This is a genomic window from bacterium (assembly GCA_022616075.1).
Taxonomy (GTDB): domain Bacteria; phylum Acidobacteriota; class HRBIN11; order JAKEFK01; family JAKEFK01; genus JAKEFK01.
The window spans coordinates 1-8898 of sequence record JAKEFK010000258.1 but is presented as its reverse complement, the minus strand read 5'-3'; the positions used below and the strand labels follow the sequence as shown (position 1 = coordinate 8898).

The following is an 8898-nucleotide window of genomic DNA, read 5'->3' as shown; positions in this document are numbered from 1 at the left end:
TTGTTCGGAAGAATGTTTGAAGACTGGACGATTGAATCCAGCCTTTTTTCTCCAGGTGGTAAAGTCTTTTGCATTGCTTCCGCAGGATGCACGACTCTGGAACTTGCTGCACGGGGCCACCTCGTTGACGCTGTTGATATAAATCCTGCCCAGGTCCGCTATCTGAAAGAGCGGCTTTCAGGCTACAACTATAGCGAGGGCGCCGTGGATCGCTATCTACGAAAGGCGCGGGGTTTTCTTTCATGGATTGGTCCGCGTAAGGGGGAATGGGAGACATTCCTTCTCATGCGGGATCCACTGGAACAGATTCACTTCTGGAAGACGCATTTGATCCCGGGGCTTCCCGCAAAGTTGCTCGACATCGCTCTCCATAGATTGGTGCTTCGATTCTTCTACAATGAGAAATTCCTTGAAATCCTGCCGGCGAACTTCGGACAGATCATCCGCAACAGATTGGAACGATGTTTTAGCATTCATCCAAATCGGTCAAACACGTTTGCCTGGCGTCTCTTGATGGGCAGCGAATCACCTGAGCAAAGATTGCATGTTCCCATAACGATTGTTCCGAATATTTACTGCGATGACGCAGTACATTTTCTCGAATCGCGTCCTTCTGGTTGCTATGATGGTTTCTCACTTTCGAACATTCTCGATGGCGCGGACGAGGATTATGCAATAAAACTCTGGAATGAGGTGCGACGTACGGCCAGACCAGGCGTCGTGGTTGTGTTGAGGAGTTTTCTTGAACCCACAACCGAAAGTGAAAACTTCCTGGCGTCTCAGGACCGTGCCATGTTATGGGGCCGAATCCTGGTTAGCAAAGGTGAATCATCATGTTGTTCCGCTTGAAGAGACATCCGTTTGTCATGAGAGCGCATCTCGAACGAACGCTGGTGCTCACTTACGCACTTCCAGTGGAATGTCTGAAGAAGTCATTGCCTCCGGGCTTATCGGCCGATACAGTTGGCGATCTCGGGTTCGTTGCCATTGCTCTTGTTCAAACACGGGATCTGCGTCCCGCATTCCTACCGCGGTGTTTTGGCCAGAACATTTTTATTGCCGGATACCGGATCATCGCGCGATATGTCAATGCCAGTCGCCGGTCGTTGCGCGGCCTTCGAATCATTGAGAGCTATACAGATAAAAGGCGATTGGTGTTCTTCTCAAATCTTTTCACTCACTATCACTACCGGACCGTAACAATACAATCGGAACTGTCTGAGAAGACGTGGAGAATCAAACTCAGTCCAACGCCGGCTCTTGATGTGATTGCAGAACTTGATCGTCCCATCCTGCCGAATGGTTCGCCCTTCAAGAACGTCCGCCATGCAAGGAGATATGCCGGACCACTGCCCTTTACTTTTGACTATGAAGGGGAGACCGGTTCGATAGTAACCATCGAGGGAGTGCGCAAAAATTGGAATCCACGGCCCGTAGCAGTTCGGGTGATTCGAAACACGCTTCTGGAAAAACCTCCATTCCATTTGTCGAAACCTTTACTAGCATCTGCTTTCTACATGGAGAATGTCCCGTATCTGTGGAAAAAGGGAGTCATTGATATATGAGAGCGATTCGATGCAAAGGCGCAATCGATGTGATTCGATTCAACCTCCCGATTTATCTGATCACTTTTTTCATTTTGATGTTTGCATGGGCGCTGACCTATTCGCTCGGAACCGGTTCAATGCGAACTTTGGTAGTATGCGTTTTAGTGGCTTCTACTTTCTGGTTGCTCTCTTCCATCATCGCTTCTCACTGGGTCTACGATTGTTCCCCTTTGAGCCGCTGGACTTGGCTGTGTGAACTTTTTCCCAAATCACCACGGAGGTGGCTGTCGATTCATGCTGGACTTGACGAAACAGCGAGTCTTCGAAAGTTTTTCCAGGACGATCAAGGAATATCCATGGATATCTTTGACAGCTCAGAGATGACAGAACCTTCCATCGCGCGGGCACGAAGAATTAAAAACGAATCGTTGCCGGCAATTCGAGCCCACCTGGAGAGGTTTCCCTTTCGTGAGGCCTCTTTCGACGCAGTATTTCTGGTCTTTTCCCTTCATGAGGTTCGCAACGCCGCAGCCAGATCCCACCTTATAACTGAAGTAAAACGGACTTTGAAGCGAGAAGGTTCGGTTTTCATTCTTGAACACGGAAGAAACCTCGCGAATTTCATTGCTTTCGGCCCGGGATGCCTTCATTTTCTTCCATACAATGTTTGGTTCCAGCTTGCAACCGAAGTAGGACTGCGGTTCCAGACTGAGATGTCTTTCACTGCGTTAGTGAAGGGCCTGCTTTTCAAACTCGAATAGGAGACGACCCATGCTGCTCAGTCTGTTGATGAAAATATCGGGCACATTCCTGCTTGCCCTGGCAATTGCACACGTATTCTTTCCGCGACAATTTCAATGGAAGGAACAACTGCGATCTCTTTCGCTACTGAACCGGCAAATGTTTTTGGTTCACAGCTTCTTCATTGCTTTGATCCTGGTCGCTTTTGGACTGATGAACTTGTTTTTAACAGAGGATTTGCTGAATCACAATCGATTAGGGAAAGCGGTGGTTGCAGGGATGGGTGTTTTTTGGTTTCTTCGTTTGCTCGTTCAACTGTTCATTTACGATTCTTCTCTCTGGAAGGGAAATTTCTGCAGGACAGCAATTCACTTTTTCTTTATTTCTTTCTGGACTTCTCTAGTCCTGATCCACATAGTCGCCTTTTTAGAATAGTAGGATCGGCTATAGTAGGAGCATGACACTCAAAGCAGGAACGCGGCTTGGGCCTTATGAAATTCTGTCATCGCTCGGTGCGGGAGGAATGGGTGAAGTTTATCGAGCGTCCGATTCACGTCTGGACAGGGAAGTCGCAATCAAAGTTTTGCCGCAAAGCCTTGCGCAAGATCCATCTGTGTTGAAGCGGTTTGAACGGGAAGCCAAAGCCGTTCTACAATGCCAAAACGAAGATTGAAATTTGCCTCGGCCGTCAGTCCGCTCAGGACTTGCATAATGAAGTGTATCTTTCGATTTATGAAGTAGACGGGATAAAGAGATGCGATCATATTGTCGCACGGATCGCGATCATGAAATTATAGTAGTGGCGGAGCATTTGCCGTTGCAGTGATCAGATTCGCTACTTCCAAGAAGCCTGAACCAGCACGAACAAATTTGCCAAGCGAGCAAATGCTCTGCTTCGTGAGTGATGCTAGCAGAGCATTTTCACCGATACTACTTTCGAGTAAGGTCGAGTTTAGTGACCGGACATGTTCATACACGCCGCTTGGAAAATGCTTGCCACTACTGCAATAAAATGGCCGGTGTATCGAGTCGTTTGAATGTGGCATTCAGCTCAGACAGATCTTTCTCCCAAATAGTTTTCAGCTTTTGCAGCTCGGCGTCGACTGCTTTGAAATGTTCAGCCTGCACGGCTTTTGCCTGGGCTGTTGGGGCGAAATCACCGGCAGCTGCCGTTTCGGTAACGGAAGCGAGCTTGTCATTTAGCCGGATCGGAAAATTCAAAGGATCCTGGTTGCTCTTGTTTTTCGTCTGGTAAAGCGCTTCTTCAACCGCGGTGATTTTCTTGTCAAGCTGATCCGCTGCATCGATCGTCGATTTGTATTTTTCGTTCGATTTAAACCGTTTCTTGAGATCGGTCAATTGCGTTCGAACTGCTCGGATCTTTTCAATCTGTTCGTGAATCTGTGTTAGTTTGTCGCGGGATGCAACAAGGAATTTGAATTGCTCTTCCAGGTCAGACTGCGATGCCTGAGAAAAGGGATTTTCCACGACCTCCCAGAGTCTGGTTTGCGAAGCCCCTGCTACTGTTAATCGAACCTGATATTTTCCCGGCACGATCCTGGGGCCTTCGAGTCCTCCTTCGTTCCACAGAATGAGTCCTTCGAATTTCTTTGCGCTTTCGAGCTGCAAATTCCAGGCAAAACGGTTCCACCCGGGAACCGGTTCAAGCTTCACTTCTTCTTTTTTCTTTTCTTCCTGTTCAGCCAGTTGTTTGTCTCTTTTTTCTTCTTCAGTTAACACGGTATGGGTTGGTTTTGTCTCAGGGATTTCTTCGCCGGATGGTTTTGCCTCCAATTTCTGCGGCTTTGGTTTTACTTTTCCTTCAAAAGTTCTCAGGACCTTGTTGTCTGCGTCCAGGAATTCCAGCTTGACCGGTGTTTCGTCCTTTGCGTTCGGTAGCAAAAACTGCACTGTGACTCCTGCAAGAGGATTGGCTCCCATTTTTTGCGGAGGTTCCGGCGAAGAAGCGCCAGGAATTCGATACGTGCGCGGCGGAGTAAACAAATGGAATTTTGCGCCGGCTAGTTCCGGTTTGAATTCACGAACCGGAGTGACATCATCCAGAATCCAAAAACCGCGACCCTGTGTGGCAACAATGAGCTGTTCGTCGCGTGTAGCCATATCTGTAACCGGCACTACCGGCAATTTCCCTTGAAGCGATCGCCAGTTCGCGCCGTCGTTAAACGAAACATATACGCCTCGTTCAGTCCCTGCATACAGCAGACCGCGTCGCATGCGATCCGCGCGTATCACACGTGTGAAATGGTCTTTCGGGATTCCATTTGTGATTTTTGTCCAGCTTTCTCCGTAATCGGTCGTGCGATAGAGATAAGGTTGGAAATCATCCGATTTGTACATGGTGGCTGCAACGTACAGGCCTCCCTTTTCGAACGGATGTGCTTCTATGCTATTCACCTGAATCCACTGCGGCATGTTTTTGGGGGTGACATTCTTCCAGTTTTTCCCGCCATCCTGAGAAAGGTGAATCAATCCATCATCGGATCCGGTCCAGTAAACGCCCGGTTCGTGCGGGGATTCGAGAGCAGCAAAGATGGTGCCGTAATATTCGACGCTCGTGTTGTCTTTTGTGATGGGTCCGCCGGATGGTCCTAACTTTGATTTGTCGTTGCGCGTTAGGTCCGGGCTGATGATTTCCCAATTGTTACCGTTGTTTGTGGAACGAAAGAGTACATTGGCTGCAGCGTAAAGCGAATAAGGTTTGTGAGGCGAAAAGAAAATAGGAAAGTTCCACTGGAACCGGTACCGGAAATCATCCGCGCCATGCCCCATTGGATTATCCGGCCAGGGGTTTACATCGCGAAACTCTTTCGTTTTGTGATTGAACATCGTGAGATATCCGCCGTACGACCCACCAAACACCAGATCAGGGTTTTCCGGATGAGCCACAACATATCCGCTTTCGCCTCCAGCCGTGGGTTCCCAATCCCGAATACCGATTCCGGAACCAAAAAGGGACCGATGACGAATTCGCAAAGCGGTGTTATCCTGTTGCCCGCCCATCAATCGATAGGGGAAATCATTGTCTGTGGAAACCCGATAAATCTGAGCGGTGGGTTGGTTGTCCTGGCCAGTCCAATTCTTTCCACCATCGCTGCTTACATTGGCTCCACCGTCGTTCGATTCGATCATGCGCATGGGATCATCCGGCGAAATCCAAAGATCATGATTGTCTCCGTGCGGAGTTGAAATTTTGCTGAAGGTCTTTCCGCCATCCTTTGACTTATGAAACTGGACATTGACAACATATACGGTGTCGTCATCTTTCGGATCGGCATAAATGCGCGTGTAATACCACGCGCGCTGACGCAGGGCCCGGTCTTCACTGGTGAGTTCCCACGTTTCGCCACCATCACGGGAACGGAACACGCCTCCTTTTTCAGCCTCAACGATTGCGTAAAGATTGTTTGGATTCGATGGAGACACGGTGATTCCAATAATTCCCAGAGTACCTTCAGGTAACCCTTTGTTGCGGGACATGTTGATCCAGGTATCTCCGCCATCTGTGGATTTCCAGAGGGCTGAACCTTTACCGCCACTTTCCAGGCTGTAAGGTGTGCGTCGAATCCGCCACGTAGCTGCGTAGATAACTCTGGGATTCGTAGGATCAAGAATGAGGTCTATGGCGCCGGCGTTTCGATTTGCAAACAAGATTCTTTCCCAGTTTTTACCTCCATCTTTGCTGCGGTATACACCGCGCATTTCGTTTGGGGCAAACAAATGTCCCAATGCCGCCGCATAAACAAGATTTGGATCCTGTGGATGAATGCGAATTCTTGGAATATGTCGGGAATCGGCGAGTCCCGAATGTTTCCATGTCTTTCCCGCGTCCGTTGATTTCCAGATGCCCTCCCCATGAGAGACGTTTCCGCGTACAGTCTTTTCGCCACCGCCAACGTACACCACGTTCGGATCGGAATCACTCACAGCAACTGCGCCGATGGATCCACCAAAATAGCCATCGGAGACATTCCGCCATACATTTCCGCCATCAATCGTTTTCCAAACTCCACCTCCGGTGGAGCCAAAGTAATAAGTCAGGGGTTGACTTCGGATCCCGGCAACCGCAGCGGACCGGCCTCCGCGGTAGGGCCCGACTTCGCGCCAGACAAGCTCTTCAAAAAACGAAGGTTCCGATGCAAATGTTTGTATGGAAAAAAGAATCAGGATTGATAAAAAGCAGGCAAGATGCCTGCGCTCCGAATTTGCTTCATTCATCACAAACCTCATTGTGGATTTCGGGTAAAGTTTACGATTTGTTGCGCGATCACATCCTGAATGTAATGCGCTGTTTCGCTTGGGGCGCTGTAGTTATTCGCGATCAGCACGAACGCGACCATCTCGCCATCGCGTGTGCGCGCGTAACCGGCGAGAGAACGGACATTGGAAAGGGAACCGGTTTTGGCGTGTATGTTGTTTTCGGCTGAACCTCCTTTCATTCGCGATTTTAGAGTTCCATCCACACCGGCGATGGCAAGGGCATTGTAGAAACTTTCAAAGTGTGGATCACGATACATTCTCTCCAATAACTGAAGCAGTCCTTTTGCAGTCACGTAATTGTAACGGGACAGTCCCGAACCATCCTTTACGATAAAATTTTGCGGCGCAATTCCCATTTCTATCAGCGTTGCTTCGACCTGCTGTATTCCGGAAGCAAAGCTGCCTTTTCCCAGTGTTTTCAGAAGCGTTTCGGCATATAAATTCTGGCTGACTTTCAACAGGATCGAAAGAATCTCACGAAGTGGCGGCGACTTGTGCGTAAAAAGTAATTGCTCCGTTCCGGCAGTTTTAAAAGCTCGATCCCGCGCGCGATATGCTTCGCCCATCACTTCAATGCCGTTTTGTGTCAAAGAATCTTTCAATGCAGAAGCAAAGTATGCTGCAGGGTTATGAATTGCGAATGATCCGTAGTCCTGTCCATTGAGCGGCAAAGCCCCGGAAGCATAAATCATTTTCATTTCCGGCTTGTAGCTCCAATTCACGCTTGCGTTCTCAAGACCTTCTTCTACGCGAATATCGGGTACTACAGTTACATACGAAGTTTCCGGATCCATTTTGACCGTGACCGGCTCACCTGGTTGACCGGCAACCAGTGTCACTGTGATGGAGTTTTCTGCAAATTGCAGGGCGCTGGTTTCTGTCGCGTAATAATAAGGAAGGTCATCCCAGGACCAGCCAAAGCCGATCCGCTCGTCATCAAAGGCATCATCTACTGCGATTATGTTTCCTGAAATCTTTGTAATTCCAGATTCTTTTAACCTTGTGGCCCAGGATGTAAATGTCCGGAAAGAATCTCCTTCCCCAAACCTGGAAGAGAAAGTTGGATCACCGTTACCGGCTATGATCAGATTCCCATGCAACGCGCCATTTTTGATTTTGCCGTCGACTTTGATTTCGGTTTCATAGACAAAATCGGGGCCGAGCTTTTTCAGGCATGTTACTGCCGTGATGAGCTTCATATTGGATGCAGGCATCAAAAGTTTTCCTGCGTTCTGTTCATAGAGGATTTGGCCTGTTTCCATCGACTGAATCGCAACGCCCCAAAACGCATTGTCGAATGCAGGATCCGCGAGAACCCGGTCAAGTTGAAAACGAAGTTCGTTCAGTGGATCGCGTGACGGCGGAAGCGCCGCCGGACTCTCCCCCGGCCGCTTTGCGCAGGCGATCAGAAAAAGCAGGAGCGCCAGCACAGTCCGCTGAAAAACAATTCTTTTTCTGTTCATCAGATCACTGATAGCATAACATTGCTGAACTTTGATGAAAGAGGAACTGCGCCCGGAAATTGTTGAGACTTACCTTTCGCGTCCGCCGCGAAAGAATTGCGGGATTTTCAGTCTCGCTGTTATTGCCGTCACATTTCTTTTCTCCCTGATTTACTGGGGAAATTCTTTTGGACTACGAAAATGGTTGAATGTCGACCGTGATGCCGTTTTTGTTTCGCACGAATACTGGCGTTTGCTTACGGGTATTCTGGTGCATGCAGATACGAATCATTTTTTCTCCAACGCTCTTGGCTTATTCTTGTTCGGGTATCTGCTGAATGGCTATTTCGGTCCTACTGTGTATCCGATGGGAGTTTTTGTCCTTGGCATCGTTGTGAATCTTGTTTCCATTGCAACGTATCCGCCAGGAACGGGCCTCGTAGGGGCTTCCGGTGTCGTCTATTTAATGGCTGGTTTCTGGCTCACTTTATTTGTTTCCACCGAACGGCGCTTTTCTATTCTGCAAAGATTGCTGCGCTCGATCGGATTTGCTCTGGTTATGCTGATCAGTTCAACGTTTGATCCTGCAATCAGCCACCGGACTCATGCAATCGGCTTCTTTACAGGCATAGTTTACGGTTTGATTTATTTTTTCAAAGCAAAAGAGAAAATCAGGGCCGCAGAAGTCGTGGCGTTAGAATAAGGACCAGCAAACAGAGGTTGTTGAAAAATCAATTGGAGCGCGGACTTCCAGTCCGCAAAAACCTGTTCGCTCGATAAGCATTTTGGGGGCAAAGATGCCCGCGCTCCCACTAGAAGTTCATCCGCAAAATAGGTTTTTTTTGAAGTCATTGTTTTTTTTATGCGAGTCGAAAGTGTAAAAAGTTGGT

Annotated in this window: 8 protein-coding genes; 6 read left to right on the top strand and 2 right to left on the bottom strand. The window is 48.6% G+C overall.

All coding sequences use genetic code 11. The features are described 5' to 3' along the window. The 5 genes from L0156_21385 to L0156_21365 form a co-directional block, all read left to right on the top strand. A partial coding sequence (locus L0156_21385; GenBank protein ID MCI0605546.1) for a BtaA family protein occupies window positions 1-849 on the top strand: 849 nt, incomplete at its 5' end. Next, a complete protein-coding gene (locus tag L0156_21380; GenBank protein ID MCI0605545.1) occupies window positions 834-1565 on the top strand; it encodes a DUF2071 domain-containing protein in 732 nt (243 codons plus the stop codon). The genes L0156_21385 and L0156_21380, both read left to right, overlap by 16 nt. After that, a complete protein-coding gene (locus tag L0156_21375) occupies window positions 1562-2308 on the top strand; it encodes a class I SAM-dependent methyltransferase (GenBank protein MCI0605544.1) in 747 nt (248 codons plus the stop codon). Before L0156_21380 ends, L0156_21375 begins: the two co-directional genes overlap by 4 nt. 10 nt (window positions 2309-2318) lie before the next feature. Continuing rightward, window positions 2319-2723 carry a hypothetical protein gene (locus L0156_21370; protein MCI0605543.1) on the top strand — a complete coding sequence of 135 codons (405 nt, stop codon included), beginning with the start codon at window positions 2319-2321 and terminating at the stop codon, window positions 2721-2723. Window positions 2724-2745: 22 nt separating this feature from the next. Continuing rightward, window positions 2746-2961 (top strand): hypothetical protein, encoded by a 216-nt coding sequence (locus tag L0156_21365; protein MCI0605542.1) that lies wholly within the window; start codon window positions 2746-2748, stop codon window positions 2959-2961. A gap of 326 nt (window positions 2962-3287) precedes the next feature. Here L0156_21365 and L0156_21360 read toward each other — a convergent pair whose 3' ends face one another. Then, window positions 3288-6524 carry a glycosyl hydrolase gene (locus L0156_21360; protein ID MCI0605541.1) on the bottom strand — a complete coding sequence of 1079 codons (3237 nt, stop codon included), beginning with the start codon at window positions 6522-6524 and terminating at the stop codon, window positions 3288-3290. Between the two features lie 8 nt (window positions 6525-6532). Continuing rightward, window positions 6533-8029, bottom strand: a complete 1497-nt coding sequence (gene dacB, locus L0156_21355) for a D-alanyl-D-alanine carboxypeptidase/D-alanyl-D-alanine-endopeptidase (protein MCI0605540.1) — start codon at window positions 8027-8029, stop codon at window positions 6533-6535. 34 nt (window positions 8030-8063) lie between these two features. Here dacB and L0156_21350 point away from each other — a divergent pair, with 34 nt between their 5' ends. Beyond that, window positions 8064-8711 carry a rhomboid family intramembrane serine protease gene (locus L0156_21350; protein MCI0605539.1) on the top strand — a complete coding sequence of 216 codons (648 nt, stop codon included), beginning with the start codon at window positions 8064-8066 and terminating at the stop codon, window positions 8709-8711. Window positions 8712-8898 lie beyond the last annotated feature (187 nt).

What these genes read in the sequence shown, in the direction of transcription:
- L0156_21380 (MCI0605545.1), top strand. Translation starts at nt 834, where the DNA reads ATGTTGTTCCGCTTGAAGAGACATCCGTTTGTCATGAGAGCGCATCTC.
- L0156_21375 (MCI0605544.1), top strand. Translation starts at nt 1,562, where the DNA reads ATGAGAGCGATTCGATGCAAAGGCGCAATCGATGTGATTCGATTCAAC.
- L0156_21370 (MCI0605543.1), top strand. Translation starts at nt 2,319, where the DNA reads ATGCTGCTCAGTCTGTTGATGAAAATATCGGGCACATTCCTGCTTGCC.
- L0156_21365 (MCI0605542.1), top strand. Translation starts at nt 2,746, where the DNA reads ATGACACTCAAAGCAGGAACGCGGCTTGGGCCTTATGAAATTCTGTCA.
- L0156_21360 (MCI0605541.1), bottom strand. Translation starts at nt 6,524, where the DNA reads ATGAATGAAGCAAATTCGGAGCGCAGGCATCTTGCCTGCTTTTTATCA.
- dacB (MCI0605540.1), bottom strand. Translation starts at nt 8,029, where the DNA reads ATGAACAGAAAAAGAATTGTTTTTCAGCGGACTGTGCTGGCGCTCCTG.
- L0156_21350 (MCI0605539.1), top strand. Translation starts at nt 8,064, where the DNA reads ATGAAAGAGGAACTGCGCCCGGAAATTGTTGAGACTTACCTTTCGCGT.